Origin of the sequence: Stenotrophomonas koreensis (assembly GCF_001431525.1) — a bacterium.
GTDB classification, from domain to species: domain Bacteria; phylum Pseudomonadota; class Gammaproteobacteria; order Xanthomonadales; family Xanthomonadaceae; genus Stenotrophomonas; species Stenotrophomonas koreensis.
The window spans coordinates 50,436-76,458 of the sequence record NZ_LDJH01000017.1; the positions used below are offsets into that span (position 1 = coordinate 50,436).

The window sequence follows — 26,023 nt, forward strand, 5'->3', positions numbered from 1 at the left end:
CCGGCTCTACTCATTCCTGCGGCGGCATCCGCGGCACGCCGTGTTCGCCCAGGCGCAGCACCAGGGTCTCCAGCAGCGCTTCCTCTTCCTCGCTGAGCACGCTCATCAGCCGGCGTTCCATCTCCAGCACCATCGGCGCGATGGTCTCGTACACCTCGTAGCCGGCCGCCGACAACGCCAGCACCGAGCGGCGGCGGTCATCGCCGTGGGTCTCGCGTTTGATGAAGCCCCGCTCCAGCAGGCGCGCCACCGCGCGCGAGACGGCCACCTTGTCCATCGCCGAGTGATCGGAGACCTCGCTGGCCGATGAGCCCGGGTACAGCGCCAGGATGGTGATCACGCGCCATTCGGGAATCGCCAGGCCGTAGCGCTCGCCATACAGGCGCGCGATGTTGGCACTGATCCGGTTGGACAGCACGCTCAGGCGGAAGGGCAAAAACTGCTCCAGGTCCAACAACACGCGGGACGGGGCGCTGGATTCGTGGTTGCTCATGCTGCAGTGCACCTTGCTGGTGGTTTCATGTGTAACTATAACCTCGTCAACCCTACGGGGATCCATGTCATTGCCCCCGGTTGCCGTCACGGTGACGGGGTGGCACAGCGGAGGCAATCCATGCACAACGTACTTTCCCACACCTCGCCCGATCCGGGGATGGTTGTCACTACCTTTGACAACCCGATGGGCATCAATGGCTTTGAATTCGTCGAATTCGCTGCCCCGGCCGGGCATGCCCAGGCCATGGCGCAGTACCTGCGCAGCCTCGGTTTCACCGCCATTGCCCGCCACCGCCAGCGGCCGATCACGCTGTTCCGGCAGGGCACGATCAACTTCCTGCTCAACGAGGAAACCAGTGGCTTTGCCGCTGATTTCGCCGCCGCCCATGGCCCTTCGGCCTGCGGGTTTGCGATCCGCTTTGCCACCGCCCCGGCGCAGGTGCTGGCGCATGCGCTGGCCAACGGTGGCGAGGAACTGGGTGCGGCAGCGGCCAGCCGCGCGGTGGACTTCCCGGTGATCAAGGGCATCGGCGACTGCATGCTGTACCTGGTCGATGACGGCTGCGACAACGTCTACGCCGACTACGAGCCGCTGCCGGGCGTGGACCAGCACCCGGTCGGTTTCGGCCTGACCTTCATCGACCACCTGACCCACAACCTGTTCCTGGGCAACATGGCCAAGTGGTCGGACTACTACGAGAAGCTGTTCAACTTCCGCGAGATCCGCTATTTCGACATCAAGGGTGCCAAGACCGGCCTGCTGTCCAAGGCGATGACCGCGCCGGACGGCATCGTGCGCATCCCGCTCAACGAGTCCTCCGACGAGAAGAGCCAGATCAACGAATACCTGCGCGCCTACAACGGCGAGGGCATCCAGCACATCGCCCTGTTCACCAACGACATCTATGCCAGCGTCGAGGCGATGCGCGCAGCCGGGGTGGCCTTCCTGGATACCCCGGAGACCTATTTCGACGTGATCGACGTGCGCGTGCCCGGCCATGGCGAGGACGTGGCGCGGCTGCGCCGCAATGCGATCCTGATCGATGCCGACCCGGAGACCAAGCAGCGCAAGCTGCTGCAGATCTTCACCCAGAACGCGTTCGGGCCGATCTTCTTCGAGATCATCCAGCGCAAGGGCAATGAAGGGTTCGGCGAAGGCAACTTCCAGGCCCTGTTCGAATCGATCGAACGCGACCAGATGCGCCGCGGCGTGCTGTAACGTGGGTATTCCCACCTGCTGACCGAGTACCCCGCCATGCTGAGCGAACTGATCACCCTGCTGACCTGCGATGACCTGCAGGGTGAGGCACTGGCCGACTGTGTGTCGCGCATCACCGCCGCGCCGATGGACCCGGAGCTGGACTGGATCGAGGGCGACAGCCAGGCCGAGTACATGCAGTTCGCCGTGCTGGCCGAGCTGGGCGATTACTTCGCCATGGGCCAGCAGCCGGAACAGCTGCACGAGGAAATCAGCGAGCAGTTCGCTGCGCCGCTGGCGCCGTTGCCGCAGGCGGACATGTCGCTGGGGGCGTACTTCCAGTGGCTGGATGCCGAGCTGGCCGCGCGTCCCACGCCGTACCAGCTGCTGGAGTGGGGCAATTTCTTCGACGACAACCTCTACACCTTCATCGTCCGTCGCGCCGACACGCCGCGCATCCTGTCCCTGGCCGGCCAGCTGGGGCTGCAGGTGGAGCCGGCCAACACGGCCGGCTGATCCACGCCCTCGGGCCCTTCTTCAGTGAGTTTCGCCATGGCACACCCGCACACCGGCTACATGACCGGATTTGGCAACGAATTCGCCACCGAGGCCGTGGCCGGCACCTTGCCGGTCGGGCGCAACTCACCGCAGAAGGTGGCCCATGGCCTGTATGCCGAGCAGCTGACCGGCAGTGCGTTCACCGCCCCGCGCGGCGCCAACCGCCGCAGCTGGCTGTACCGCATCCGCCCGGCGGTGCTGCACGGCGCCTTCAGCCCGCTGGCGCAGCCGCGTTTCCACAACGACTTTGCCAGCCCGGCACCACCGGACCAGCTGCGCTGGGACCCGCTGCCGGAAGCTGCGCCCGGGGTGGATTTCATCGATGGCCTGTACACCATGGGCGGCAATGGCGGGCCCCAGGCCAGCACCGGGCTGGGTATCCACCTGTATGCGGCCAGTGCCGACATGGCCGGCCGTTACTTCTACAACGCCGATGCCGAGATGCTGATCGTGCCGCAGGCCGGCCGGCTGGTGCTGGCCACCGAGCTGGGTGTGCTGGAGGTCGAGCCGCAGCAGATTGCGGTGATCCCGCGCGGGGTGCGCTTTGCCGTGACCCTGCCCGATGGCCCGGTACGCGGTTATGTCTGCGAGAACTTCGGCGCGCTGTTCAAGCTGCCCGACCTGGGCCCGATCGGCGCCAACGGCCTGGCCAACCCGCGTGACTTCGAAACCCCGCAGGCCGCCTTCGAACAGCGCGAGGGCGATTTCGAGCTGGTGGCCAAGTTCGACGGTGCGCTGTGGCGCGCCGACATCGGCCACAGCCCGCTGGACGTGGTCGGCTGGCATGGCAACTATGCCCCGTACCGCTATGACCTGCGCCGCTTCAACACGATCGGCTCGATCAGCTTCGACCATCCGGATCCGTCGATCTTCCTGGTGCTGCATTCGCCCAGTGATACCCCCGGCACCAGCAACATCGATTTTGCGATCTTCCCGCCGCGCTGGCTGGTGGCCCAGGACACCTTCCGGCCGCCGTGGTTCCACCGCAACATCGCCAGCGAGTTCATGGGCCTGATCCACGGTGCCTACGACGCCAAGGCCGAGGGCTTCGTGCCCGGCGGCAGCTCGCTGCACAACTGCATGAGCGGCCACGGCCCGGATGCGGCGACCTTCGACAAGGCCAGCCATGCCGACCTCTCGCGGCCGGATGTGATCACCGACACCATGGCCTTCATGTTCGAAAGCCGCGCCGTGATCCGGCCCAGCGCCCAGGCGCTGGCCGCGCCGCACCGCCAGCGCGGTTACCAGGCCTGCTGGCAGGGCCTGCAGGCGGCATTCCAGCCGGACTGAGCAAGAACCCCGGGGCACTACCAGCCCTGCCTGTGCGGGCAGGGCCGCTGTACGCCGCCACGGCCGGCTTGACCGTCCGCGGCGGGATCGGCTGCAATGTGCGGTTTCTCAATGGAGTGATGGTGATGACACAGGGAACCTACCTGCCGCGCGGGTTGCTGCTGGGCTCGCTGCTGGTGCTGGCCGGTTGCATGGTGCCTTCGCGTCCTGCCACGCCGGAGCGCTGGCTGGATCCGTCGATGGCGGTGATGCTGGCCGCCGCTGCCGGCCCGGGCCGTGGTGTAGACGGGGTATTCGCGCTGACCGTGCGTGCCAGTGGCAGTGATCGCGGCCAGCTGTACCTGAACTCCGAACGCGATTACCGCAACCCGCGCAACCTGAGCATTGCGCTGACCCCGCAAGCCCAGCAGGAGCTGGCCGAGCGTCTGGGCCAGCAGCCGCTACGCTCGTTGCATGGCCGGCTGATCCGGGTCCAGGGCCAGGCCCGGCTGGTGCGGATTGACTTCACCCACCGTGACGGCCAGCCCAGCGGCAGTTACTACTACCAGACCCAGGTGCGGGTGGAGCGTGCCAGCCAGCTGCAGTGGGACTGAGCCGGCCGCTCAGCAGCGGTCCTTCTTCTCCGCGTGCGACGCAGGCGGCGGCAGCGTGCACTGTTCCTGGTTGGGATCCGTAGCCGGCGGCAGTGGCCGCTTGTCCAGCATCAGCGACAGCGCGGCCTTGGCCATCAGGTGCGCACTCACCGGTGCGGTGATGAACAGGAACACCGTGATCAGCAGCTCGCGTGGCTGCGGGTCCTCGCCCAGCACCAGGTGATAGCTCACCGACACGGCCAGGATGCAGCCCACGCCCAGGGTCGAGGCCTTGGTCGGGGCATGCAGGCGGCGGAAGAAGTCATCCAGCTTCACCAGGCCGAAGGCGCCGATGACGATGAAGAAGGTGCCGAACAGCAGCAGGCCCGAGAGCAGCAGCTTGAACAGGTCCTGGCTGCTCATTCGACGATGTCCCGGCGCAGCACGTACTTGGACAGTACGACGGTGGAGCAGAAGCCGAGCATTGCCAGCACCAGTGCGGCCTCGAAGTAGATCGGCGAATCCAGGTGCATGCCGAACAGCATCAGCAGTGCAATGGCGGTCACCGACAGCGTATCCAGCGCCAGGATGCGGTCGGGAACGCTGGGGCCGCGCAGCAGGCGCCACAGCGCCAGCAGCATGGCCACGCCGACGGCGTGCATGCAGACCACGATGGTGGTTTCGATGATCAGGGCGGCATTCATGGGAACAGCTCCATCAAACGCTTTTCGTAGCGGGATTTGATATCGGCCACCAGCTGCGCCTCGTCCTCGATGTGCAGCACGTGGATCAGCAGGTGGCGGCGGTCATCGGACAGCGCCACCGACACCGTGCCGGGGGTCAGGGTGATCATGCTGGTCAGCGCGGCAATGCCGTGGATGTTGTTGATCTCCAGCGGCATCCAGATGAAACCGGAGTGCAGCTTCTCTTCCTTGCCCAGCACCTGGCCGGCCACGCGCAGGTTGCACAGCAGGATGTCCCAGAGCACGGTGAGCAACAGCCCCGGAATCACCCGCAGCTTGCCGATACGGGCAAATTCGCGGTCGATGCGTGCGGCAAACAACGGGATGATCACGCCCAGCAGGGCGCCGAACAGGAACTGCCCGACAGTGAAGCTGTCGGCCAGCATCAGCCAGAAGGCCAGCACGGTCAGTGTCAGCGTCCAGGACGGGAACATGCGGTGCAGCAGGCGGGGCGGTCGGTTCATGGGGCACGCAGCTGGGTCGGGGTGGTACGGACCTGCTCGACATACTGCGCCGGGTCGAGCAGTTGCGTGGCAATGGCCTCGGTATGGCGCATCAGCGGGCCGGCAAACACGCTCATGCCCACGCCCAGCGCCAGCAGCAGCACGGTGGCCACGGTCTCGGTCGGACGGGCCGGGGCCGCGCTCGGGTTGGGGTGCGGCACGTGGTCCTCGTCACCGGGCACGCGCCAGAACAGGCGGATGCCGGCGCGGGTCAGGCCGATGATCACCAGCAGGCTGCTGCCCAGGATCGTGGCCCAGACCCAGGCGGTCCACGCCGGTGGCACCGCGGCCAGCAGCGCGGCCTTGGCCAGGAAGCCGGACAGCGGCGGCAGCCCGGCAATGGAGACGGCGGCAACCAGGAACAGCAGCCCGGGTACCGATTTGCCCGGCAGCGGCGCGATCACGTCCTTGTGGTCGCTGGCGCGGCCACGCCGGCGCCGGATCAGGTCGGCGACCAGGAACAGCGCGGCAGCGACAAAGCTCGAATGCGCCAGGTAATACAGCCCGGCCGCCAGGGTGCCTGGCTGGCCCAGTGCAAAGGCGATGAACAGCGTCGCCGCCGACAGGATCACCAGGTAGGAAATCATCATCCGCAGCCGGGTGGAGCCGAGCACGCCGAAGGCGGCAAGCACCACCGTGGCGATGCCGGCCCACAGCAGCACGTCCTGGGCAAAGCCGGCAAACACGCCGGCCTGCGCACCGAACCACAGGCTGGAAATGCGCAGCACCGCATACAGGCCGATCTTGGTCATGATCGCAAACAGTGCTGCCACCGCCGCCGGGGCCCGGGTATAGGCCTCCGGCAGCCACAGGTACAGCGGGCCGAGCGCGGCCTTGGCGCAGAACACCAGCAGCAGCAGCGCCAGCGCGCTGCCGGCCAGGGCCTGGTGGTCGGGCGGCAAGGCGGCCAGGCGCGGCCCCAGCTCGGCCATGTTGAGCGAGCCGGCCACCGCGTAGAGCAGGCCCAGCGCGATCAGGAACACGGTCGAGGCACTGACATTGAACACCACGTAGTGCAGGCCGATGCGCATGCGCAGGCCACGTCCGCCGGAGAGCAGCAGGCCGTAGGAGGCGATCAGCATCACCTCGAAGAACACGAACAGGTTGAAGATGTCGCCGGTCAGGAAGGCGCCGTTGATGCCGGCCAGCTGGAACTGGAACAGGGCATGGAAATGCGGCGCGCGCCGGTCCCAGCCAGCGCAGGCATGTAGCAGGCAGCCTGCGGCCAGCAGCAGGGTGGTGACCAGCATCCAGCTGGCCAGCGCATCGGCCACCAGCACGATGCCGAGGCGGGCCGGCCAGTCACCGAGCAGGTAGGCACTGATGCTGCCATCGGCGGTCCGCACCGCCAGCAGGCCCACGGCAATGGCCAGTGCCGCCATCGCGGCCCAGGCAACGCTGCGCTGGACCACCGGGCCGTGCCGGCGGTGTTCGACAAACAGCGACAGCGCACCACCGATCAGCGGGATCAGGATCGGCAGGATCGGCAGGTGGTTCATGCCTGCTCCTCCGCATCGCTGACCGCCTGGTTGCGCGGGCTGGGCACGTCCGGCTCATGCGCATCGACATGGTCGGAATGGTTGTCGGCGCGGCTGCGCATCGCCAGCACGATGGACACGGCGGTCATCGCAAAGGCAATCACGATCGCGGTCAGCACCAGTGCCTGCGGCAACGGGTCGGTGTAGTTCGCGGCGCTGGTTTCAACGCCCTCACGCAGCACCGGGGCCTTGCCAGAGACCAGGCGGCCACCGGCGAAGATCAGCAGGTTGGTGGCATAGGACAGGAAGGTCATGCCGAGGATGACGTCAAAGCTGCGCGCGCGCAGGCACAGGTAGATGCCGATCGCAGCCAGTACGCCGATCGCGCTTGCCAGGGCCAGTTCCATCAGTGCATCTCCCCGGTACGGGCCGAACGGCGGGTGGGATCGATCTGCCCGTGGCGGGCGATATGGGTACGCGAGGGCTTGATCGTGCCCATCATCGACAGGATCAGCATCACCCCGCCGAACACCACCAGGTAGACGCCGGTATCAAAGCCCATCGCGCTGGCCAGCGGGACATGGCCGATCAGCGGCAGCTCCAGGTCGGCATGCCCGGAGGTCAGGAACGGCACCCCGAACAGCATCGACGCCATGCCGGAGAGGATGGCAATCAACAGGCCCACGCCGATGCAGCGCACGTAGTCAAAGCCAAAGCGCGATTCCACCGAGGCGGTGCCCTGGATCACGTACTGGATCAGCAGCGGTACCGCCAGCACCAGGCCGGCGATGAAGCCGCCGCCCGGCGCGTTGTGGCCGCGCATGAACAGGAAGATCGACACGGTCAGGGTCAGCGGGAACATGATCTGGGCCAGGTCGGCCGGTACCGGCAGCTGCAGCGGCGGGCCGGGCATGATCTGCTCCGGTGCCATCCGGGTGCGCCGCAGCAGCGCATGCACCACCAGTGCGGCGATACCGAACACGGCGATCTCGCCGAAGGTATCAAAACCGCGGAAGTCCACCAGGATCACGTTGACCACGTTGCTGCCATAGGCCTCGGGCAACGAGCGGGCAAGCATCTCACCGGAGATGGTGTTCGGCGGCAGGGTCATTGCGGTGTAGGCCAGCGCCGCCATGCCGGCACCACCGGCAATGGCAATGACCGCATCGCGGCGGACTTTCCAGCGCGAACGCTCGCCCGGCGAGGTAGCCGGCAGGTAGTTCAGCGCCAGCAGCATCAGCACCAGGGTGACCATTTCCACCATCAGCTGGGTCAGGGCCAGGTCCGGGGCGGACAGGAACACGAACACCATGCTCACCATCAGCCCGCTGCCACCGATCACCAGCACCGCCAGCAGGCGCTGGCGGTACAGGAACAGCCCGGCCAGCGCGCAGGCGATCATCACCAGCCACAACGCCCAGCCCAGCAACGGCAACGGCTGCGGTGCCGGCCAGTGCGGGCGGACGACGTCGGCGCCCAGCCACGGCGCGGCAGCGGCGGCGATGGCGACCACGAACAGGGCGGCGAGCATGCGCTGCAGGCTGCCGTTGGCCAGCCACTGGGTGCTGCGGTGGGTCAGGGTGAACAGGGCCAGCAGCAGGCGATCGAACAGGGCCTTGCCCTGCGAGCGCGGGTCATGGCGATGGATGCCTGCCCAGCGGCGCAGGCCGGCATACAGCGCGATGCCACCGGCGATGCCGCCCAGGCTGATCAGCAGCGGGGTATTGATGCCGTGCCACAACGCCAGCTGGTAGTCCGGCTGGGCCGTGCCGAGGATGGCGCCGGCGGCGGTGTGCAGGGTCGGGCCGGCGACCAGCGCCGGGGCGATGCCCACCGCCAGGCACAGCGCGACCAGCAGCGCCACCGGGGCCCACATCCCCGCCGGCGGGTCGTGCGGATGAGCGTCGACCTGGCGCGGGCCGGTGCCGAAGAAGGTCTCGTAGACCAGGCGCAGGCTGTAGGCCGCACCGAGCAGTCCGGCCAGGCCGGCGGCTACGATCAGCGCGCTGCGGAACCCGGCCGGGCCGGGCGCGAGCAGCACCTCGGCCAGCAGCATTTCCTTGGACAAAAAGCCGTTGAGCAGCGGGAAACCGGCCATCGCCAGCGAGCCGACCACGGTCAGCAGCGCGGTCACCGGCATCAGCGCCTTGAGCCCGCCGAGGCGGCGCAGGTCGCGGGTGTGGGTTTCGTGGTCGACAATGCCGGCGGCCATGAACAGCGAGGCCTTGAAGGTGGCGTGGTTGAGGATGTGGAACACCCCGGCCACCACCGCCATCGGTGCCGACAGCCCGAACAGCAGGGTGATCAGGCCGAGGTGGGAGATGGTCGAATAGGCCAGTACGCCCTTGAGGTCATGCTGCAGCAGCGCATTGACCGCGCCGATCAGCAGGGTGGTGGCGCCGACCGAGCACACCACCCAGGTGAACAGCTCGCTGCCGGCCAGGGCCGGGTGCAGCCGGGCCAGCAGGAACACGCCGGCCTTCACCATCGTGGCCGAGTGCAGGTAGGCCGAGACCGGGGTCGGCGCGGCCATTGCATGCGGCAGCCAGAAGTGGAACGGGAACTGCGCGCTCTTGGTGAAGATGCCCAGCAGCACCAGCACCAGTGCATACGGGTACAGCGCACTGGCGCGGATCGTATCGCCCGCGGCCAGCACCGCATCCAGATCAAAGCTGCCGACGATGCGGCCGATCAGCAGCACCCCGGCCAGCAGGGCCAGGCCACCACCGCCGGTGATGATCAATGCCATCCGCGCGCCTTCACGCGCGTCCTTGCGGTGCGACCAGAAGCCGATCAGCAGGAACGAGCTGATCGAGGTCAGTTCCCACAGCACCATCAGCAGCAGCAGGTTGCCGGAGATCACCATGCCCAGCATGGCGCCCATGAACAGCATCAGGTAGCAGAAAAAGCGCTGCGCGTTGTCCTGCGCGGACAGGTAATGGCGGGCGTACTGCACCACCAGCGCGCCGATGCCCAGCACCAGCGCGGCGAACAGCCAGGCCAGTCCGTCCATGCGCAGGGTCACGGCCAGGCCGAGGGATTCCACCCAGGGGTAGCTGATCCGGTGCACCTGGCCGGCAAACACCGCCGGGGTCAGCAGCGCCAGCACCAGCAGGCCGGCAAGCGGGGCCGACAACGCCAGCCAACCGGCGTGATGACGCGAGATCCGTGGCCACGCGGCCAGGCCGGTGGCGGCGAGAAAGGGCAGCAGCAACAGCAGCAATAACAAGGACGGCATGCAGGGAGTACGTCGATCCGCTGGCAGGCCGATCAGTCTAACAGTCTGTTTTTACTCGACGACAGCCTTTTTTTAATGATTTATTCATCTTTATTGCCACGCAGCGGATCCCCTCGCACCAGCAAGGTATCGGTTTGCGCTGCTCCCAGCAGGCGTTGTGCATTGCTGCCCAGCAGCAGCGTGGACAGTGCACTGCGTCCATGTGCGCCGACCACCATCAGGTCGCTGTCGTGGTCGCGCACATAGCGGCTGACCACGCGCGCGGGTTCACCGTCATCGCTGATCAACTGAATGCGCTGGCGCAGGTCGTCGCTGAGCTGGCAGGCGGCCAGGAACTCCCGGCCCAGGGCATTGGCGCTGCGCCGCGCCTGTTCTTCCAGGCGGTCACGCGGTGTGGTGAGCAGCCCCGCGCGCGGCAGTTCCAGGGCATGCACCAGACTCAGCTGCAACGGCTCGCCAAACAAGCCCAGGGCGGTTTCCAGGGCGCGTTGGCTGTGGGCGGAGTGGTCGTTGGCCAGGACCATCGTGCGGTAATCGTTGTGCTGGCGGTTGCGTACCAGCAGCACCGGCACCGGGCTGTGGCGTGCCAGCCAGAGCACGGTGGAACCCAGTCGCGGCTGCTCGAAAATCGCATCCCGCGCCAGCCCGGTCAGGATCAGGCCACAGTCCTCTTCGGCCGCCACCTGGATGATGCCCGGCCCGACCGGACCCTGTTGCAGCCGCAGCGCCACCTCGATACCGTCAGCGCGCCCGTCCAGGTCACGCTGCAGGCGGCGCTGCGCATACGCCTGCGGCGACAGCGATGGTCCCCAGTCGGCCTGGCCAAACAGTTCTTCGCTGAGCTCGTGCTGTTCCAGCGGCGGCAACACGCTGACCACGACCAGGCGTGCCTGCCACTGCCGTGCCAGGCCGATGGCCCGGTCCAGGGCACGGTCACAGCGCGAGCTCAGGTCGGTGGCGAGCAATACCGCACGTGGCGGCAGGGGGGAAAGGGCGGTCATGTCGCTTCCTGCAGGCTTGAGTAACCGCATCAGTCTAGCCAGCGCGCGCAGGCTATGCTGATTGCATGCACATCTCCACCAACTCCCCTGCACGCTCGGCCGTGGTCTTCGGTGCCAGCGGGCAGATCGGCGCGGCCCTGCTGCAGCGCCTGCTCGCCGCGGGCTGGCAGGTGCATGCGGTTTCGCGCCAGGCGCGTCAAGACACGGCCGCGTTGCAGTGGCTGCAGGGTGATCTGGACAATCCGCCGCCATTGCCGGCCAGGCCCGACGTGGTGTTCAGTTGCGGCCCGCTGGATGCCTTCGCGCGCTGGTATCAGCGCCATGCCCTGGTGGGTGTCCGGGTGATTGCATTCAGCTCGACCAGCGTGCTGGTCAAGCACACTTCGCCTGATCCGGCCGAGCGTGACCTGGCCGTTCGCCTGGCCAGCGCCGAGCACGCCGTGTTCGCCCATGCCCGTGACCAGCAGGCAGATGCCACGATCCTGCGGCCAACACTGGTCTGGGGTGCGGGCATGGACCGCAGCCTGAGCCGGATCGCCGCCCTGGCCCGGCACTGGGGGTGGTTCGTATTGCCGCGCAGCGCCCAGGGCGCCCGTCAGCCAGTGCACGTGGATGACCTGGCCGCTGCCGCGCTGGCGGTGCTGGACTGCCGCGCCGCCCATGGCCAGAACTATGCGCTGGCGGGCGGTCAGGTGCTGAGCTACTGGCAAATGGTGCAGCGGGTCCTGCTGGCCTTGCCACGCCGGCCACGCCTGTTGCCGGTGCCGGACTGGCTGTTCCGTGCACTGGTGGTGCTGGCCCGGCGCAGCGGTCTTCTACACGGGTTCGGGTCGGCCGTGCAGGCGCGGATGGCGCAGGACCTGGTGTTCGATATCGAGCCGGCACGGCGCGATTTCGGCTACGCACCGCGTGGTTTTTCACCCACGCCTGCCGAGTTGGGGTTGACTCAGTAACGCCAGCCCATCTGGCGGTAGGCCTTGGCCATCACCCAGGCAGGGCCCACCAGCAGATAGACCAGGTCGGTGAGAAAACTCGGGCGGCGGCCTTCCAGCCGGTGGCCGATGAACTGGGCGGCCCAGCCCAGCACGAAGACCGCGACCGCAGCCTGGCCAAGCACGCGCAGGCCGTAATGCTGTTCGACCAGCCGGCACAGCATCGCCGCCAGGAAGAATGCGGCCAGCATGCCGTAGCCCAGTGCGCGCGATTGCCGGTTGTACCAGCACCAGGCGGCAAACATCGCCAGCGCCGACCACACCCCCGGTTTGAACCAGGTGATCAACGGCGGCAGGCACCAGAGCAGGGCAATCACCGACCAGGCAATGGCCGGAACCGCCACCACGTGGATGGCCTGGTTGGTGCGGTGGCGATGATCGTCGCTGTAGCGGGCAAACAGCTGGGCCAGACGCGCGGACAGGGGTTGGAACATGGGTGCCTCCCGGACAGGGGTATCAGGGTAATGGCAACCACAGCTGCTGACCACGCTGCATGGCAGCGTGGTCAGCGCCTGCCTTTAGACGCTCATGGCCGCAGACGCCTGCCGGCTGTGCTGCTGCTCCTGCTGCTGCGTCAGCACCTGCAGTTGCTGGCTGCTGTCCTGCAGCGACGGTGCATTGCCGGCCAGGTCGACACTGGCGCGGAAACCGGGTGTGGTGCCGATCACATGCGCGGTGGAGCCGTTGACATGGACCTGCTGCACCTTGTCCGGTGCATCGATGCCGGCCTTCCAGGCGCAGGTCGCCGCCTGGGCGATCTTTTCCGCCGACAGCCCGTCAGGCAGGCAGCCCTTGAGCTTCTGGAACAGCGGCATCTCCTGCACCGACGGTGCAGCCGCCGCCGGCTGGGCCTGGGCCGGCTTCAGCTCGCGGCCGAGGGCCGCGTCCAGCGCCTGGCGGGTCTGTGGCCCGACCACGCCATCGGGCGTGAGGTTGTTGGCCTTCTGGAACGCCTCCACCGCCTGCCCGGTGCTGTTGCCGAAGCTGCCGTCCACCGACAACGGGCGGCCGCGGGCATCGGTCACCCCGAGCTGGTTGAGCTGGGCCTGCAGGGTCTGCACGGCCGGGCCGATACTGCCCTGCTGTGGCAAGGCCTTCTGGCTGGCCAGTGCGCCCAGCGTGGCCGGGCCGGCAATCCCGTCAATCTCCAGCCCGTGGTCCTTCTGGAAGGCACGCACGGCATGGGTGGTGTTGGCGCCGGCGATGCCGTCGACCTGCAACGGTCTGCCCTGCAGGCCGGTGTAGCCCAGAGCGGCAAGCTTTTCCTGCATGCCACGGGTATCCAGGGAGGGCATGGCATCGCCGCCGACGCTGACCTGGCGGCCGTTCCAGAACGACACCGGGTCGATGATGGTGCCGGCCGGGTTGCGCAGCTGGTAATGCACATGCTGGGCGTACTGGTTGGGGCCTTCCGGGCCACGCCCACCCATGGTGCCGATCGGCTGGCCGGCACGCACGCTGTCGCCTTCCTTGACGCTGCGGCTGTGCAGGTGCAGCAGTTCATGCGAGTTGCCCTGGGCATCGATGATCTTCACCGTGCCATAGGCGCCACCGGAGAAGGCGATACGTCCATCGACCGGTGAATTGACTACCGGATGCTGCAGGTTGCGCCCGCTCTGGCCACCGACGTAGTTGAAATCCACCCCGCCGTGGTTCTTGCTGCCGCGATCCTCGCCGTACTGGCCGGTGATGTGCGGTTTGACCCCGGCCTGCGGCGGCATCATCTGCTGCATGGCGGCCTGGAAACCCGCCGTGCGCGGCTGCGAGGGGGTCGGAGTCGGAACACCGACGCCGATGTCCTGGCCGGCACGGTCCGGGGCGCCGATCTTCTGCTGCAGCAACAGCTGCTCGTACTTGTCCACGAACGGCAGCACCTTGCTGGTGGCCAGGCCCAGGCCGCCGTAGTCCCGGCTCGGGCCATCGTGGTGGTACTTGTAGATGTAGGCCTCGCCCTGGCCGCGTGCGCGTGCCAGGTCACGGTTGTCGATGAAATGCTCGACCAGGGCGCGGGCCCCGGCTTGGGCATCAAAGCGGTTGCTGCCCAGGCCGTAATGACGGCCGGTGCCATCGATGAACTGGCCCAGCCCGGCCGCCGAGGTCGTGCCGGCGGCGGCATCGGGATTGAAGCCTGATTCGACCCGTGCGATGGCCAGCACATGCGCGGTCTCACGGGTGTTCAGGCCCTTGTCGCGCGCCGCTTCGATCAGGATGTCGACCACACGGGACTGGACCTGCGCCGAGGCATCGCCCCAGATCCGCGAGTTGCCGGCCAGCCGGCCCGGGGCGTCTTCCACCGGTTCGCGGTAATGGCTGTAGGGTTTGATGCTGTCACTTCTGTAGCCAGCCCCCTTGGGCTGGATCATTTCCTGGTAAATCGGACCACTCATCGGGTGCTCTCCATTCTATGAGACAGGGTCTTCCTTGCTGGGTACTGCTCCATGTACTGCGTCCGGCCGCTGGCCGGTAGTTCATTGGCCGGCAAATTCCATTGCCGGGTGCTGCAGCCCGTGGCGGGCCAGCAGCGTTTCGTATTGCTGGTTGTTGGGCTGGCGGTCCTCGCCTTCACCCAGCAGGGCCGGGGTGTTCTGGGTCAGCAGCTGGCCCTGGCTGTCATACAGCGCGTACCACTCGCAGAACTGGCAGCCGTAGGGCAGCTCGCCGTACTGCACCACCAGGAAGGACGTGCCGTCGGCGGCGGTGGTGCAGCCCAGGCCCAGCGCGCTGTACCCGGCCAGCGCCTCGGGGATGGCCAGCGCACGCGTCGGTTCGCCCGGCAGGGTGAAGGAGGCCTGGGTACTGGTCGGGCCGGTGCTGTGCAGGTCGGCCACGGCGTTGCCGCAGCGCAGGCTCAAGGCACTGGCGGTGTCTGGTTCAACAGTCATCTGGGTGTGGTCAACAGCAGGGGCGTTGCCGCCGGTGGTGGTGGATGGCGACGGTGTCGCCGGGGGTTCGGTGCTGCCACAGGCAGACAGGCTCACTGCCGCGCCGAGGGTGGCGATGCGGGCGAGGTGGATCATCCGGTGTTTCATTCAGGCTCCCGCTCCGGGGTCAGATGGACTGGTCTTCCCGCTTGACCAGGGTCCAGCAGGGCTGGCGCTGGAAGTGGTAGCGCTGCTGGTCGCTGGTGTCGGGGGTACGCACGGTGACCACGCGGGTGTCTTCTTCCCCGTGGATCTGCACCTCACGCCCGGCACGGCGGGCCTGGCGCAGGTCCGGCATGACCGGCCAGGTCACCTCGGCCAGCGGGACCGAGCGGGTTTCCACCACCGGTTCGGGCTGGGCATCGGGATTGACCTGGCTGGTCAGCAGCGGGTCGGCGGTGGCCGTTTCCTGCACGCTGATCTGGCTGGAAAAACGCTCCAGGAACTGCTCGAAGCTGCTGTCCGGGCATTGCACGGCCGCGACGGCTGCGCTTGGACTGGCTGCGGTCGGGGCGGTGGTCCGGGCTGGCGGCGCATCGGCCGAGCAGGCGGCCAGCAGCAGGGCAACCAGGGCCGGCCATGGGGCAAGGGTGCGGATCATCAAACGGTTCTCGCAACGGATGACGGGTGGAGGCCGCGCACTGTAACGCAGCCGGTCAGGTACAAAAGTGACACAAAGTGTCAGTCTTGAGAGGGGTCACGGCCTGCCCGTGATGGCCATCACAGCGGGGCGGTGGCTCAGGGCAGTAGCGGTGCCGGTGGCAGTGTGGAGGGGTCGAAATCTGCCAGGTGAGGGCTGCCCAGCGCGAAGGCCGCCAGTTTCTGGCTGCGCTGTTGCCCGGTCTGGGTATCCACCACCTCGCGCTGCACCCATTCCAGCATCCATTGCTGTCCGTGCGTGGGGCGGCGCCAGCGGGTGTGGCTGCTCCAGCGTTGGCGCGAGCCGCCGCCGATGACGATCTCCAGCCCGTCATCGTCGAAGCGGCTGTAGGCATACGGATCGCCGGCCAAGCCACCGCAACGTTCGCACGGCACCAGGCGGTCGTTGCGGGCCAGCTCATGCACCCTGCCATCGTCCTGCACGGTCTGCAGGCGCACGCTGCGCGGTGCCTGTGGGTCATCCGGCCGGGCCAGTATCTGCAGCTGGAAGCGGCCATCGCCACTGCGCACGGTATCCCGTACCTGCCAAGCGGAATCGGCTGCCTGCAGCGGGCTGTCGTCGGGCAGGGCGGCGCCGATGCCATTGCTGAACACCTCCAGCGTATCGGCCGGTACCCAGCCGCTGACGCAGCCCTGCGGCTGGCTGAGCGAGCAGCGTGCGCCCGCGGCCGGCCGGTAGGCCTGGCAGGTGGCATCGCCCGCACAGGCCGGTACTTGGGCCGGATCCATGGCCTGGACGTAGTAGTAATCCGGCGCCTGCGCACGCCGCGCGGTGGCCTGGATGCACACGAACTGGTTGCCGGGCAGCTGGCCACTGGCCTCGGCCCCGGGCTGGGCGGCCAGCGGCACGGCTTGCGGGCCCAGGCTGGCGGCAAAGAAACCGTCGTCGGCGCAGTCAGGGTGCAGGTCGATGGCATAGCCGTTGCCGGCATGGCAGTCGGCGCTGTTGACGCTGGCCGGGCTGCTGTCGCAGCGGATGCCGGCACGTGCGATCAGCCCGTTCAGATCGGTCTGGCCTGTGGTGGAACTGGCGGCTGTCAGTTCGCTGGCCGTGGGCGTGGTGTCCGCCACCGGGGCCGGCGAGGGTTGGCAGGCAGCCAGGGCCAGGGTCAGGGGGGCCAGACAGCAGGACAAGCGGAACGGGGACATGGAGCCTTCCTTGGGGGCAGGCAGTCATTCCACCAAAAAGACCTTCAAGTTTTGTGAGTCTTTGCCGCAGGAGGCCGGAAGTGTGCGCGGCAGCACTTTTTGCATGCGATCCGCATACAACAACGCCACGCAGGTCATGCGTGGCGTTGTGGGTGTCTACCGGCGGTGCATCGGGTCAGTCGATGACGATGCCTGCCAGCTTTTCCAGCGCCTCGGCGTACTTGGCGCGGGTGCGTTCGATCACCTCGGCCGGCAGTGCCGGACCCGGTGCGGTCTTGTCCCAGTCCAGGGTTTCCAGGTAATCGCGCACGAACTGCTTGTCATAGCTGGGCGGGCTGATGCCCACGGCGTATTCCTCGGCCGGCCAGTAGCGCGAGGAATCCGGGGTCAGCATCTCGTCCATGATGTACAGCCGGCCATCGGCATCGGTGCCGAACTCGAACTTGGTGTCGGCCAGCAGGATGCCGCGCTGGGCGGCGTAGTCGGCGGCGAAGGCATAGATGCGCAGGGTGGCGTCGCGCACCTTCTCGGCCAGGTCGGCACCGACGGCCTTGACCATCGCATCGAAGTCGATGTTCTCGTCATGGTCGCCTACCGCGGCCTTGGTCGACGGGGTGAAGATCGGCTCGGGCAGCTTCTGCGCCTGCTGCAGGCCATCGGGCAGGGTGATGCCGCTGATCTTGCCGGTGCGCTGGTAGTCCTTCCAGCCGCTGCCGATCACGTAACCGCGGGCAATGGCCTCCACCGGAACCGGCTTGAGCTTCTTGGTGACGATGGCGCGCTTTTCGTACAGCGCCGCGTCCACGCCCTCGGGCAGCACGGCGGCCACCGGGATGCCGGTCAGGTGGTTGGGCATCAGGTGGGCGGTCTTTTCAAACCAGAAGTTGGACACCTGGCACAGCATCTCGCCCTTGCCCGGGATCGGGTCCGGCAGCACCACGTCGAACGCCGACAGGCGGTCGGTGGCCACGATCAGCAGATAGTCGCCCGGCGGGGTGCCGGCCGGCAGACGCTCGCGCGGGATATCAAACACATCACGCACCTTGCCGCGATGGCGCAAGGGCAGGCCGGGGAGATCGGATTGCAGCAACGTGGTCGGCACGGGCACTCCTGGAGCTTATGGCAATGTGATGCCTGCATCCGGGGCCATCGGGGCCCGCGGCGAGGCGGGCGGCCTAGTGTACGGCGGGAACGGGTCGCTGTGCGATAAAATGTCGATCTTGTTTACGCACACGGTGGGCGGGCGATGCGCTGGTACGGGAAGTTGCTGGGAGCGGTGGCCGGAGCGCTGCTGTTCCGCCCCAATCCGCTGTTTGGCGGATTGCTGGGCCTGTTGATCGGCCATGCCTTCGACGCCAACTGGTTCGGGGTCGGCCGCAATGCCCCCTACCGGGTGCTCGGGGTCGACCCGGCGGCCAGCGATCCGGAAGTGGAAACCGCCTACCGCCGGCTGATCTCCCAGTACCATCCGGACAAAGTCGCCGGTGCCGCGCCGGAGCTGCGCCAGGCCGCAGAGAAGAAGGCGCGTGAGATCAACACCGCCTATGACCGCATCAAACAACTGCGCAGCCAGCGCTGAAGGGCCCCGCCATGTCCCACTGCATCATCGCCCCGTCCATCCTGTCGGCCAACTTTGCCAAGCTCGGCGAGGAGGTGGACAACGTCCTGGCCGCCGGTGCCGACTGGGTCCACTTTGACGTGATGGACAACCATTACGTGCCCAACCTGACCATCGGCCCGATGGTCTGCGAGGCGCTGCGCAAGCACGGCGTTACCGCGCCGATCGACGTGCACCTGATGGTCGAGCCGGTGGACCGGATCATTCCTGATTTCGCCAAGGCCGGGGCCAGCATCATCAGCTTCCACCCCGAGGCCAGCCGGCATGTACACCGCACGATCCAGCTGATCAAGTCGCACGGCTGCCAGGCCGGCCTGGTGCTCAACCCGGCCACCCCGGTCGATGTACTGGACTGGGTGCTCGACGAGCTGGACCTGGTGCTGCTGATGTCGGTCAACCCCGGTTTCGGCGGCCAGTCGTTCATTCCGTCCACGCTGGACAAACTCAAGGCCGTGCGCCGGAAGATCGATGCGTCCGGCCGCAGCATCCGGCTGGAGGTCGATGGCGGGGTCAAGGCCGACAACATCGGGGCGATTGCCGCCGCCGGTGCCGATGCCTTCGTTGCCGGCTCGGCGATCTTCAATGCCCCCGACTACCGCGCGGTGATCGAGGCGATGCGCGCCAATGTGGCCGCTGCCCGTGGCTGAGTTGCGTGCCACCGCGGTTGATGCCGTGCCCGGGCTGGTGCTGCGCCCGGCCACTGCGGCCGATGCCGGCCTGATCCTGCGCTTCATCATCGAACTGGCGGTCTACGAGAAGGAGCCGGACGCCGTGGTCACCGATCAGGATGGCATTGCTGCCAGCCTGTTTGGCCAGGGCGCAACCGCCAGGGCACTGATCGCCGAGCTGGACGCTGAGCCGGTCGGTTATGCGGTCTGGTTTGCCAGCTATTCCACCTGGCTGGGCCGCAACGGCCTGTACCTGGAAGACCTGTATGTCACCCCGGAGATGCGCGGGCGCGGTGTGGGCAAGGCGATCCTGCGCCAGCTGGCCGCGCTGGCGGTCGCGCAGGGTTGTGGCCGGATGGAATGGTCGGTGCTGGACTGGAATGCCCCGGCCATTGCCTTCTATGAATCGGTGGGCGCGCGTCCACAGAGCGAGTGGACCGTGTTTCGCCTGACCGGCGATGCATTGAGCACCTTCGCCGCTGGCCGCTGACCGACGACCTGCCGCGGGGAGAGTGCCGCGGCAGGCCGTCATCGAATAGTGGAAGCTGATCCTGCTTCCGTCCGTCGTCCCTGCTATGACCTTCAATTCTCCGCGTGGTTGATGACAGCGGTGTTGCAGCGGCATGGGCCGTTTTCACTGCCACTGAAGCCCGGCTCTGGCTTGATGCGCCCCTCAGCAACGGGAGCCCGGTAATGACCCAGGCGGTGTGGCGCTTGATCCTGAATGGCAAAACCAGTGGTGACGAAGCGGTGCGCGAGGCGGTGATGGCCATGCGCGAGCAGGGCCAGGCCCTGCAGGTGCGGGTCACCTGGGAGGCCGGGGATGCGGAACGCCTGGTGCACGAGGCCATTGCCGACAGGGTGGCGGTGATCATTGCCGGTGGCGGCGATGGCACCCTGAGCGAGGTCGCCGCAGCGATGGCGATGAGCGGCCAGGATGCCGATGCCTTGCCCGCGCTGGCGCTGTTGCCGCTGGGTACCGCCAATGACTTTGCCGCTGCCACCGGCATTGCCATCGAGCCGGAAGCGGCGTTGCGCCTGATTGCGGCATCCACCCCGCAACCGATCGACCTGCTGCGCCTGCGTGGCGACGGGGCCGAGCACTGGTGCGTCAACCTGGCCAGCGGCGGCTTCGGTACCGAGGTCACGGTGGAAACGCCGGAAGGCATGAAAAAGCTGCTGGGCGGCCTGGCTTACCTGATCACCGGCGTCACCAAGCTGGCTACCATCGAGCCGCAGACCGCCCATTTCACCGGGCCGGGGCTGGACTGGCAGGGTGACTTCATTGCCCTCGGGCTGGGCAACGGCCGCCAGGCCGGCGGTGGGCAACAGCTGTGTCCGCACGCCCTGCTGGATGACGGCCAGCTGGCACTGACCATCGTGCCGCCACTGGGCAGCGAAGCCATCGCCTCACTGGGCACCTTGCTCAGTGCAGGCAAGGCCGGTTTTCTGGCCGAGGTTGCCCGTCAGGCCTCGCTGCCCTGGGTGGAAATCCACAGTGACAGCCCGTTGACCCTGAACCTGGATGGCGAGCCGATGCAGGCGCGGCATTTTCGTATCGATTGCGTGCCCGGGCGTGTACGTATGCACCTGCCAGGCGATACGGCCCTGTTGCGCGGCAGAACCTAAAGCAGCGGAATGTCGGCTTCATCGGTGGGGTAGCCGAAGGCCTCGCGCTTGCGGCGCAGGTAATCCGGCATCGGCATGCGTTCGATGCCACGGGCCAGCAGTCATTGCTGGCACTTGCGCTGGGCCTCGGCATGGTCGGGCGTGGTGATTTCCCAGAAGATGGATTCGGCCATCAGCATGCGTTCCGGCGCGCCGGCGACCTTGTTGGCGGCAATGGTCAGGGTGGGGTCGGCGCCATGCTGGATCAGCCACCAGGCCTGGTTGAAGCCACCGCGCGAGGTGTAATTACGCAGAATGATGTCAGCGCGTCCGATGTTTTCTGCATTGATGTCGGCACCGTGCTCGACCAGGGTTTGAACGTTTTTCCACAGGTTGCCGCTGATGAATGCTGTAAACAGCAGGGTTTCATTGTTGGAGTTGCGTGTGTCGGGGTTTCCGCCATATTCAAGCAATAGCTCAAGGAAGCGCGGGTCTTCGATTTTTGCGGCATAAACCATGGCGTTGTTGTAGTAATAAACGCGCTCCTTCCCATAAGATTTCGGCTCTGGGTAGCGCGCATTGGGGTCGGCGCCGTTTTCCAGTAGGGCACGCAGGCCCTCCAGGTTGCGTGACATCAAGGGCCAGGCCACCAGCGGGTAGCGGTCGCTGCCGCCGAACACGGTGTCCGGGTTGACGCCTTTGTCTTTCATCAGCCGTTGCACCCGTCGCACATCGCCATGCTCGGCGGCAATGGCCAGCTGCAGCGCCGGGCCTTGGTAATAGCGATGGGCAAAATGATGCGAGCGCGCGGTGCTGATCGCATCGCAAGCGCCCAGTACACTGGCCAACAGCAGCAGCGCCAGGAGGCTGGCTGCAGTGCGATAACGGTGCAGGGCGTGACTGGCGTGCATGGGATGTTCTAGAGCAGCGGGATATCCGCCTCATCGGTGGGGTAGCCAAAGGCTTCGCGCTTGCTACGCAGGTGTTCGGGCATGGGCATGCGTTCGATGCCACGGGCGAGCAGCCATTGCTGGCAGTTGCGCTGGGCCTCGGCATGCTCCGGTGTGGTGATTTCCCAGAATATTTCCTCGGCCATCGTCATTCGCTCCGGTGCACCGGTGAATTCATTGGCGGCCATGGTCAGGGTGGGTCGGCGCCCTGCTGGATCAGCCACCAGGCCTGGTTGAAGCCGCCGCGGCCGGTGTACCAGCTCAGTACGGTATCGGCCCCGCTGCTGAGCTGGCTTTCGTTGATTGCGGCCCCCCGTTTGACCAGCAGCTGGATGTTTTGCCACTGGTTGCCACTGAGAAAAGCCTGCAGCAGCAAGCTTTCACGGTTCGAATTGCGGGTGTTTGGATCACCGCCATGATCGAGCAGCAATTCCAGATAGCGGGGGTCGTCCATCTTCGCGGCGTAGACCATGGCGTTGTTGAAGTTGATCAGCTGGCCGTTCATGTGCTTGGCGATGCGTGCATTGGGATCGGCACCGTTGTCCAGCAGGGCGCGCAATCCGTCCAGGCTTCTGGCGCGCAGCGGCCAGGCGAGCAACGGAATACCGCCCTCTCGGGAGAATGTGGTGTCCGGGTTCACGCCGTCCTGCTGGATCAGCCGCCCGATGGTTTGCGCATCACCACGCTCAGTGGCAATGGCCAGCTGCAGCGCCTTGCCCTCGAAATAATTATGCGCGCCATGGGCCGAGGTGACCGAGCAGCTGGTGGCGAGGAAAAGTGTGAGCCATGCCGCGGCAATGAGGGTGCTTGCCATCAAGTCACGTCGATTCTTGCGCATGATCATCATCTCGCTGTCGAGCAGGTCGGGGCACTTGCATTGCAATCGGGCCTGCATGACGGCCATTCCTGGCCTGCAGAACGGAATGCGCAGCCCAGGTGAGGCATGTTAGAGCAGCGGGATATCCGCCTCATCGGTGGGGTAGCCAAAGGCCTCGCGCTTGCGGCGGATGTGCTGGGGCATGGGTGGACGTGAGATGTTGCGTTCGATCAGCCATTGTTGGCATTGCTTCTGCCAGGGCAGCAGGTCGGGTGTGGTGATTTCCCAATAGATGGCATCCACCATGCGCATCGGTGGCGTTTCACCTGAGTCGGTCAATATGGCTGTCCTGATCGTGGGGTCGGCACCTTGCTGCAGCAACCAGTACGCGGCGTCGAAGGCTCCACGGCCGGTGTACAGGCTGAGGATGGTATCAGCCGATCCCAGATTTGGCTCATTGAGATTTGCACCGTTGTTGGCAAGTAATTGCACGTTCTTCCACTTGTTGCCGCTCAAGAACGCCACATGCATCAGCGTCTCCTTGTTTGAGCTGCGGGTGTTTGGATCACCGCCATGATCGAGCAGCAATTCCAGATAGCGTGGGTCGTCCATCTTCGCGGCGTAGACCATGGCGTTGTTGAAGTTGATCAGCTGGCCGTTCATGTGCCTGGCAAGGCGCGCATTGGGATCGGCACCGTTGTCCAGCAGGGCGCGCAAACCGTCCAGGTTTCTGGCGCGCAGCGGCCAGGCGAGCAACGGAATACCGCCCTCTCGGGAGAATGTGGTGTCCGGGTTCACGCCGTCCTGCTGGATCAGCCGCCCGATGGTTTGCGCATCACCACGCTCAGTGGCAATGGCCAGCTGCAGCGCCTTGCCCTCGAAATAATTATGCGCGCCATGGGCCGAGGTGGCCGAGCAGCTGGTGGTGAGGAAAAGTGTGAGCCATGCCGTAGTTATTAGGGTCTTTATCATCAAGTGACGGAGATTTGTGCGCATGATCATCCTTGGGTTGAGCATCGATATGCTGAAATATTCAGGAAGGCATGCTGAATCATAAGTCCTGCGGAGAGGACGACCACAAGATTTCGTGGAGCAATGGAGCTTGCAATGAGCAATCAGCACAACGAGGTGCGTGCGCACGCGATTCAGGAGCAGAACCATCTTGTCCAGCAGTTGCGTGACAGTGGCAATGGCCGGGAGGCGGATCAGCTGCAGGCCGCCTATCACGCACGCGAGATGTCCGGCCTGGCAGCCGACGTCTATCTGTCGGCCAAGGGTGAGGGCGAGCCTCCTGCGGGCTGGACGCGGGCGAGTAGTGACCCTGCAGCGTTGCGTGCTGCCGGTATCAACTTGTCCGATGAAGAGCTGAAGGGCTTGCTCCAGCCAGCTGACTCTGGGTTCCGAGCCGAAATTTATCTCCCCGACAAAAGCGTATTGGGTGAGCACGCCAAACCAGTGGTTGTCTACAAAGGATCAACAGGCGAGATCATTGACCCATCTGCACCGGGCGGGCGGCGGGAGTCTGGCGGTGAGGATTTCCTCAACAACGGCCAGCAGGGTATCGGCATGCGCAGCGATTATTACGATCGCGCGATGAAGCTTGCTGTTCGTCTGAAAGAAGAAGCCAGTGGCGGTTTCGAAATCGCCGGCCATTCGCTTGGCGGAGGCATGGCCTCAGCCGCTGCTGCGGTGACAGGCGCGCGCGCCACCACCTTCAATGCTTCCGGCCTGCATCCTGAAACACCGGCGCGGTTTGCCAGGGAAAACGGCCTGCCCACGTTCAACCCACAGCAGGTGGTGCGCACTTACCAGACCAGTGATGAGGTGCTCAACGACGTGCAGAACGGCTTGCAACGGCTCACTGAGCAACAGCGCCAAGGCTATGGTCTGCTGGCGAATGAAGCCGGCCTGCTGTTGCGCGAGCCCATGATGCAGAAATTGGTCGGCGACAAATTGGGCCAGATGCTGCCGCCGGGTGCACAGACTGCCGCCGCGCAGTTCATTGAACAACTGGCCACTACCAGTGGCCAGGAGGCTCTGCGCAATGTGCCTGTGGCTGTTGGCCAGGTGCATTTTCTGGACCCAAAGATGCGCGATGCCGGTGGCCGGCTGATGGACCGGCCGCTCACACCCACTCCCAGCCAGGTGGCCGAACTGGCCGGGCCGCTGTCCAGCGTGCTGCATGCCGCAGGTCAGGGTATGCGTGTCGGGCGGGTGGTCGGCGAACAGGTCGAGCGTGTTGGTACAGGCGTGAGCCATGTGCTGGACAAGGCCGGCGACGGCGCCGAAGCTGTTCTGCGCACGCAGGGCATGGCAATCGGGCAGGTCGTGGAGATGGGTTCCACCACGATGAGCGTGAGCGTAAAGGCGGGCACTACCATCGTTGCACAAGGGCAGGAGCTGCTCGGCCAGATCGAAAGTGCCAAACACCGTGTGGATGGCAGGCTTGCCAGTGATGGATTGTCGCTGCTGGCGCGTGGTGCCAGCCTGTTTGGTCAGGATGAACTGGCCAAGGAGTTGCAAGGCAAGGCCGAGTCCGCCCGCACCAGTTACCAGCATAAAGCCGCCGAGGCGACCGAGCAGGCTCAGCAAAGTGCGCAGAGTACCCGTGCCTGGGGTCTGCAGCAGGCTGGTGCCATTGATCACAGCGGGCAGTGGGTGTCTGGCAAGTTGCGCGATGGCTATGCCACCGCCGGTGCCCACGTGAACCGTGGGTATGACCTTGCCGGGCAGCAGGTGACGGTCATCACCGAGAAGGCTCCGGTGGTGTTGGCAGTCGGGGGGGGAATTGTGGCGGCCGTCGATGGGGCAGGCAGAACCCACATGCCCTCGGGCAAACAGCCGATGGCGGGCTACAACCTGGCACAGACCGGAACCCTTGCAATGCAGGTGGGGCCAGCATTCACCGAGGCAACGGCACGCCACGGCATGGTCGAAACTGTGATTCCCAGCCTGGATGCCAACCTGGCTGCGCAGGAGGCGCAGGCAAGGAAGCTGATCGAGCAGGGGCAGCGCATCGCACCAGAAGTGCCCACTCGTGCCAGCCTTGACGGGGTAGGAACCATCCGTTCGTTGGTTGGCATCAATGACCCGGCTCACCAGGATTACAGGCCCTTCTTCAAAGGGGCGCAGGCCGGTGTGTACGCCATCGACGCGCAGTTCAACCACCCATCTGACCTATGCAGTGAGCAGCTGGCCGGCGCATTGGCCGCCAAGGCCAAGCAGGATGGCTTGCACTCCATTCAGAGTGTGGTATTGAGCAACGACGGCACGCGCTGCTTTGCAAGCGACACGCAGGATCCGACGGCCATCAATCGCCAGTTGGCTTATGTGGATGTGTCCCTGGCTCGCCAACAACCGCTCAGCGTCAGCACGGAACAGGTGGCCGAGGTCAATCGCCAACAGGCACACAGCGGCGTACCGCAGCCGCCGGCTGGGTTGGACACGCAGCATGAACAGGAGCAGCAAAACGCGCGTCGGATGGGTTAACTGGCATGAAGGGGGTAACACGACCTGCTTGCCTGGCGGGGCCATCCATGCCAGCAGGGATGCTGCCACTTTGCT

The 26,023-nt window shown here is 66.1% G+C and carries 28 protein-coding genes; 10 read left to right on the top strand and 18 right to left on the bottom strand.

All coding sequences use genetic code 11. The features are described 5' to 3' along the window. Positions 1-10 precede the first annotated feature (10 nt). The gene (locus ABB25_RS10305) at positions 11-493 is read right to left on the bottom strand and encodes a MarR family winged helix-turn-helix transcriptional regulator (RefSeq protein WP_057666493.1); all 483 of its coding nucleotides are present in this window, start codon (positions 491-493) and stop codon (positions 11-13) included. A gap of 120 nt (positions 494-613) precedes the next feature. Between ABB25_RS10305 and hppD the strand changes: the two genes are divergently transcribed. The 4 genes from hppD to ABB25_RS10325 all read left to right on the top strand — a co-directional run bounded on the left by hppD (position 614) and on the right by ABB25_RS10325 (position 4,134). Further along, on the top strand, positions 614-1,714 hold the full coding sequence (hppD, locus tag ABB25_RS10310; protein ID WP_338062036.1) for a 4-hydroxyphenylpyruvate dioxygenase: 1,101 nt from the start codon (positions 614-616) through the stop codon (positions 1,712-1,714). Between the two features lie 36 nt (positions 1,715-1,750). Next, positions 1,751-2,209 (top strand): hypothetical protein, encoded by a 459-nt coding sequence (locus tag ABB25_RS10315; RefSeq protein WP_057666497.1) that lies wholly within the window; start codon positions 1,751-1,753, stop codon positions 2,207-2,209. A gap of 36 nt (positions 2,210-2,245) precedes the next feature. Continuing rightward, complete coding sequence (gene hmgA / locus ABB25_RS10320) at positions 2,246-3,541, top strand: homogentisate 1,2-dioxygenase (RefSeq protein ID WP_057666499.1); 1,296 nt, start codon at positions 2,246-2,248, stop codon at positions 3,539-3,541. A gap of 125 nt (positions 3,542-3,666) precedes the next feature. Continuing rightward, entirely contained in the window at positions 3,667-4,134 is a 468-nt protein-coding gene (locus ABB25_RS10325) for a hypothetical protein (protein ID WP_152981178.1), read from the top strand. A gap of 9 nt (positions 4,135-4,143) precedes the next feature. Here ABB25_RS10325 and ABB25_RS10330 read toward each other — a convergent pair whose 3' ends face one another. The 7 genes from ABB25_RS10330 to ABB25_RS10360 form a co-directional block, all read right to left on the bottom strand. Beyond that, positions 4,144-4,536 carry a Na+/H+ antiporter subunit G gene (locus ABB25_RS10330; RefSeq protein ID WP_057666503.1) on the bottom strand — a complete coding sequence of 131 codons (393 nt, stop codon included), beginning with the start codon at positions 4,534-4,536 and terminating at the stop codon, positions 4,144-4,146. Further along, entirely contained in the window at positions 4,533-4,817 is a 285-nt protein-coding gene (locus ABB25_RS10335) for a K+/H+ antiporter subunit F (RefSeq protein ID WP_057666505.1), read from the bottom strand. The genes ABB25_RS10330 and ABB25_RS10335 overlap by 4 nt, the downstream gene beginning before the upstream one ends. Beyond that, positions 4,814-5,320, bottom strand: a complete 507-nt coding sequence (locus ABB25_RS10340) for a Na+/H+ antiporter subunit E (protein WP_057666506.1) — start codon at positions 5,318-5,320, stop codon at positions 4,814-4,816. The genes ABB25_RS10335 and ABB25_RS10340 overlap by 4 nt, the downstream gene beginning before the upstream one ends. Continuing rightward, on the bottom strand, positions 5,317-6,858 hold the full coding sequence (locus tag ABB25_RS10345; protein ID WP_057666508.1) for a monovalent cation/H+ antiporter subunit D: 1,542 nt from the start codon (positions 6,856-6,858) through the stop codon (positions 5,317-5,319). The genes ABB25_RS10340 and ABB25_RS10345 overlap by 4 nt, the downstream gene beginning before the upstream one ends. After that, the gene (locus ABB25_RS10350) at positions 6,855-7,244 is read right to left on the bottom strand and encodes a Na+/H+ antiporter subunit C (protein ID WP_057666510.1); all 390 of its coding nucleotides are present in this window, start codon (positions 7,242-7,244) and stop codon (positions 6,855-6,857) included. The genes ABB25_RS10345 and ABB25_RS10350 overlap by 4 nt, the downstream gene beginning before the upstream one ends. Next, positions 7,244-10,075: a monovalent cation/H+ antiporter subunit A gene (locus ABB25_RS10355; RefSeq protein ID WP_057666512.1), complete on the bottom strand. Its 2,832-nt coding sequence runs from the start codon at positions 10,073-10,075 to the stop codon at positions 7,244-7,246. The genes ABB25_RS10350 and ABB25_RS10355 overlap by 1 nt, the downstream gene beginning before the upstream one ends. 80 nt (positions 10,076-10,155) lie before the next feature. Then, positions 10,156-11,076, bottom strand: coding sequence for a universal stress protein (locus ABB25_RS10360; protein ID WP_160319432.1), 921 nt, complete (start codon positions 11,074-11,076; stop codon positions 10,156-10,158). Between the two features lie 65 nt (positions 11,077-11,141). Here ABB25_RS10360 and ABB25_RS10365 point away from each other — a divergent pair, with 65 nt between their 5' ends. Continuing rightward, positions 11,142-12,029 (top strand): NAD-dependent epimerase/dehydratase family protein, encoded by an 888-nt coding sequence (locus tag ABB25_RS10365; RefSeq protein WP_057666516.1) that lies wholly within the window; start codon positions 11,142-11,144, stop codon positions 12,027-12,029. On the opposite strand, the gene ABB25_RS10370 is transcribed toward ABB25_RS10365, so the two are convergent. From ABB25_RS10370 to ABB25_RS10395, 6 genes are all read right to left on the bottom strand, one after another. Continuing rightward, complete coding sequence (locus tag ABB25_RS10370) at positions 12,023-12,502, bottom strand: Mpo1 family 2-hydroxy fatty acid dioxygenase (protein WP_057666518.1); 480 nt, start codon at positions 12,500-12,502, stop codon at positions 12,023-12,025. The genes ABB25_RS10365 and ABB25_RS10370 overlap by 7 nt on opposite strands. An 84-nt stretch (positions 12,503-12,586) precedes the next feature. Further along, complete coding sequence (locus tag ABB25_RS10375) at positions 12,587-14,455, bottom strand: peptidoglycan-binding protein (RefSeq protein WP_057666519.1); 1,869 nt, start codon at positions 14,453-14,455, stop codon at positions 12,587-12,589. An 81-nt stretch (positions 14,456-14,536) separates the two neighbouring features. After that, positions 14,537-15,097, bottom strand: coding sequence for a hypothetical protein (locus ABB25_RS10380; RefSeq protein ID WP_152981179.1), 561 nt, complete (start codon positions 15,095-15,097; stop codon positions 14,537-14,539). 19 nt (positions 15,098-15,116) lie between these two features. Next, entirely contained in the window at positions 15,117-15,590 is a 474-nt protein-coding gene (locus ABB25_RS10385; protein ID WP_057666523.1) for a hypothetical protein, read from the bottom strand. A 137-nt stretch (positions 15,591-15,727) separates the two neighbouring features. After that, positions 15,728-16,798, bottom strand: a complete 1,071-nt coding sequence (locus tag ABB25_RS10390; protein WP_057666526.1) for a hypothetical protein — start codon at positions 16,796-16,798, stop codon at positions 15,728-15,730. 175 nt (positions 16,799-16,973) lie between these two features. Continuing rightward, positions 16,974-17,900, bottom strand: a complete 927-nt coding sequence (locus ABB25_RS10395; RefSeq protein WP_057666528.1) for a phosphoribosylaminoimidazolesuccinocarboxamide synthase — start codon at positions 17,898-17,900, stop codon at positions 16,974-16,976. Between the two features lie 144 nt (positions 17,901-18,044). Here ABB25_RS10395 and ABB25_RS10400 point away from each other — a divergent pair, with 144 nt between their 5' ends. From ABB25_RS10400 to yegS, 4 genes are all read left to right on the top strand, one after another. After that, entirely contained in the window at positions 18,045-18,377 is a 333-nt protein-coding gene (locus ABB25_RS10400) for a J domain-containing protein (protein ID WP_057666530.1), read from the top strand. An 11-nt stretch (positions 18,378-18,388) separates the two neighbouring features. After that, positions 18,389-19,063 carry a ribulose-phosphate 3-epimerase gene (rpe, locus tag ABB25_RS10405; RefSeq protein WP_057666532.1) on the top strand — a complete coding sequence of 225 codons (675 nt, stop codon included), beginning with the start codon at positions 18,389-18,391 and terminating at the stop codon, positions 19,061-19,063. Next, positions 19,056-19,574, top strand: coding sequence for a GNAT family N-acetyltransferase (locus ABB25_RS10410; protein ID WP_425477328.1), 519 nt, complete (start codon positions 19,056-19,058; stop codon positions 19,572-19,574). The genes rpe and ABB25_RS10410 overlap by 8 nt, the downstream gene beginning before the upstream one ends. Before the next feature lie 203 nt (positions 19,575-19,777). Then, positions 19,778-20,713: a lipid kinase YegS gene (gene yegS / locus ABB25_RS10415; protein WP_057666535.1), complete on the top strand. Its 936-nt coding sequence runs from the start codon at positions 19,778-19,780 to the stop codon at positions 20,711-20,713. Between the two features lie 101 nt (positions 20,714-20,814). Here the strand turns inward: yegS and ABB25_RS10420 are convergent, their stop codons facing one another. The 4 genes from ABB25_RS10420 to ABB25_RS10430 form a co-directional block, all read right to left on the bottom strand. After that, positions 20,815-21,402, bottom strand: coding sequence for an ankyrin repeat domain-containing protein (locus tag ABB25_RS10420; RefSeq protein WP_244477803.1), 588 nt, complete (start codon positions 21,400-21,402; stop codon positions 20,815-20,817). A gap of 209 nt (positions 21,403-21,611) precedes the next feature. Next, positions 21,612-21,788, bottom strand: coding sequence for a hypothetical protein (locus ABB25_RS14925; RefSeq protein WP_244477804.1), 177 nt, complete (start codon positions 21,786-21,788; stop codon positions 21,612-21,614). Positions 21,789-21,832: 44 nt separating this feature from the next. Then, positions 21,833-22,537: an ankyrin repeat domain-containing protein gene (locus tag ABB25_RS10425; RefSeq protein WP_244477805.1), complete on the bottom strand. Its 705-nt coding sequence runs from the start codon at positions 22,535-22,537 to the stop codon at positions 21,833-21,835. A gap of 51 nt (positions 22,538-22,588) precedes the next feature. Continuing rightward, complete coding sequence (locus ABB25_RS10430) at positions 22,589-23,455, bottom strand: ankyrin repeat domain-containing protein (protein WP_244477806.1); 867 nt, start codon at positions 23,453-23,455, stop codon at positions 22,589-22,591. 111 nt (positions 23,456-23,566) lie between these two features. On the opposite strand from ABB25_RS10430, the gene ABB25_RS10435 reads away from it, so the two are divergent. After that, complete coding sequence (locus ABB25_RS10435) at positions 23,567-25,948, top strand: Tle-like phospholipase domain-containing protein (protein WP_244477807.1); 2,382 nt, start codon at positions 23,567-23,569, stop codon at positions 25,946-25,948. The last annotated feature ends 75 nt before the right edge of the window (positions 25,949-26,023 follow it).

Coding starts and splice junctions, on each gene's coding strand:
- ABB25_RS10305 (WP_057666493.1), bottom strand. CDS start 493: ATGAGCAACCACGAATCCAGCGCCCCGTCCCGCGTGTTGTTGGACCTG.
- hppD (WP_338062036.1), top strand. CDS start 614: ATGCACAACGTACTTTCCCACACCTCGCCCGATCCGGGGATGGTTGTC.
- ABB25_RS10315 (WP_057666497.1), top strand. CDS start 1,751: ATGCTGAGCGAACTGATCACCCTGCTGACCTGCGATGACCTGCAGGGT.
- hmgA (WP_057666499.1), top strand. CDS start 2,246: ATGGCACACCCGCACACCGGCTACATGACCGGATTTGGCAACGAATTC.
- ABB25_RS10325 (WP_152981178.1), top strand. CDS start 3,667: ATGACACAGGGAACCTACCTGCCGCGCGGGTTGCTGCTGGGCTCGCTG.
- ABB25_RS10330 (WP_057666503.1), bottom strand. CDS start 4,536: ATGAGCAGCCAGGACCTGTTCAAGCTGCTGCTCTCGGGCCTGCTGCTG.
- ABB25_RS10335 (WP_057666505.1), bottom strand. CDS start 4,817: ATGAATGCCGCCCTGATCATCGAAACCACCATCGTGGTCTGCATGCAC.
- ABB25_RS10340 (WP_057666506.1), bottom strand. CDS start 5,320: ATGAACCGACCGCCCCGCCTGCTGCACCGCATGTTCCCGTCCTGGACG.
- ABB25_RS10345 (WP_057666508.1), bottom strand. CDS start 6,858: ATGAACCACCTGCCGATCCTGCCGATCCTGATCCCGCTGATCGGTGGT.
- ABB25_RS10350 (WP_057666510.1), bottom strand. CDS start 7,244: ATGGAACTGGCCCTGGCAAGCGCGATCGGCGTACTGGCTGCGATCGGC.
- ABB25_RS10355 (WP_057666512.1), bottom strand. CDS start 10,075: ATGCCGTCCTTGTTATTGCTGCTGTTGCTGCTGCCCTTTCTCGCCGCC.
- ABB25_RS10360 (WP_160319432.1), bottom strand. CDS start 11,076: ATGACCGCCCTTTCCCCCCTGCCGCCACGTGCGGTATTGCTCGCCACC.
- ABB25_RS10365 (WP_057666516.1), top strand. CDS start 11,142: ATGCACATCTCCACCAACTCCCCTGCACGCTCGGCCGTGGTCTTCGGT.
- ABB25_RS10370 (WP_057666518.1), bottom strand. CDS start 12,502: ATGTTCCAACCCCTGTCCGCGCGTCTGGCCCAGCTGTTTGCCCGCTAC.
- ABB25_RS10375 (WP_057666519.1), bottom strand. CDS start 14,455: ATGAGTGGTCCGATTTACCAGGAAATGATCCAGCCCAAGGGGGCTGGC.
- ABB25_RS10380 (WP_152981179.1), bottom strand. CDS start 15,097: ATGAAACACCGGATGATCCACCTCGCCCGCATCGCCACCCTCGGCGCG.
- ABB25_RS10385 (WP_057666523.1), bottom strand. CDS start 15,590: ATGATCCGCACCCTTGCCCCATGGCCGGCCCTGGTTGCCCTGCTGCTG.
- ABB25_RS10390 (WP_057666526.1), bottom strand. CDS start 16,798: ATGTCCCCGTTCCGCTTGTCCTGCTGTCTGGCCCCCCTGACCCTGGCC.
- ABB25_RS10400 (WP_057666530.1), top strand. CDS start 18,045: ATGCGCTGGTACGGGAAGTTGCTGGGAGCGGTGGCCGGAGCGCTGCTG.
- rpe (WP_057666532.1), top strand. CDS start 18,389: ATGTCCCACTGCATCATCGCCCCGTCCATCCTGTCGGCCAACTTTGCC.
- yegS (WP_057666535.1), top strand. CDS start 19,778: ATGACCCAGGCGGTGTGGCGCTTGATCCTGAATGGCAAAACCAGTGGT.
- ABB25_RS10420 (WP_244477803.1), bottom strand. CDS start 21,402: ATGAAAGACAAAGGCGTCAACCCGGACACCGTGTTCGGCGGCAGCGAC.
- ABB25_RS14925 (WP_244477804.1), bottom strand. CDS start 21,788: ATGGCCGAGGAAATATTCTGGGAAATCACCACACCGGAGCATGCCGAG.
- ABB25_RS10425 (WP_244477805.1), bottom strand. CDS start 22,537: ATGCAGGCCCGATTGCAATGCAAGTGCCCCGACCTGCTCGACAGCGAG.
- ABB25_RS10430 (WP_244477806.1), bottom strand. CDS start 23,455: ATGCGCACAAATCTCCGTCACTTGATGATAAAGACCCTAATAACTACG.
- ABB25_RS10435 (WP_244477807.1), top strand. CDS start 23,567: ATGAGCAATCAGCACAACGAGGTGCGTGCGCACGCGATTCAGGAGCAG.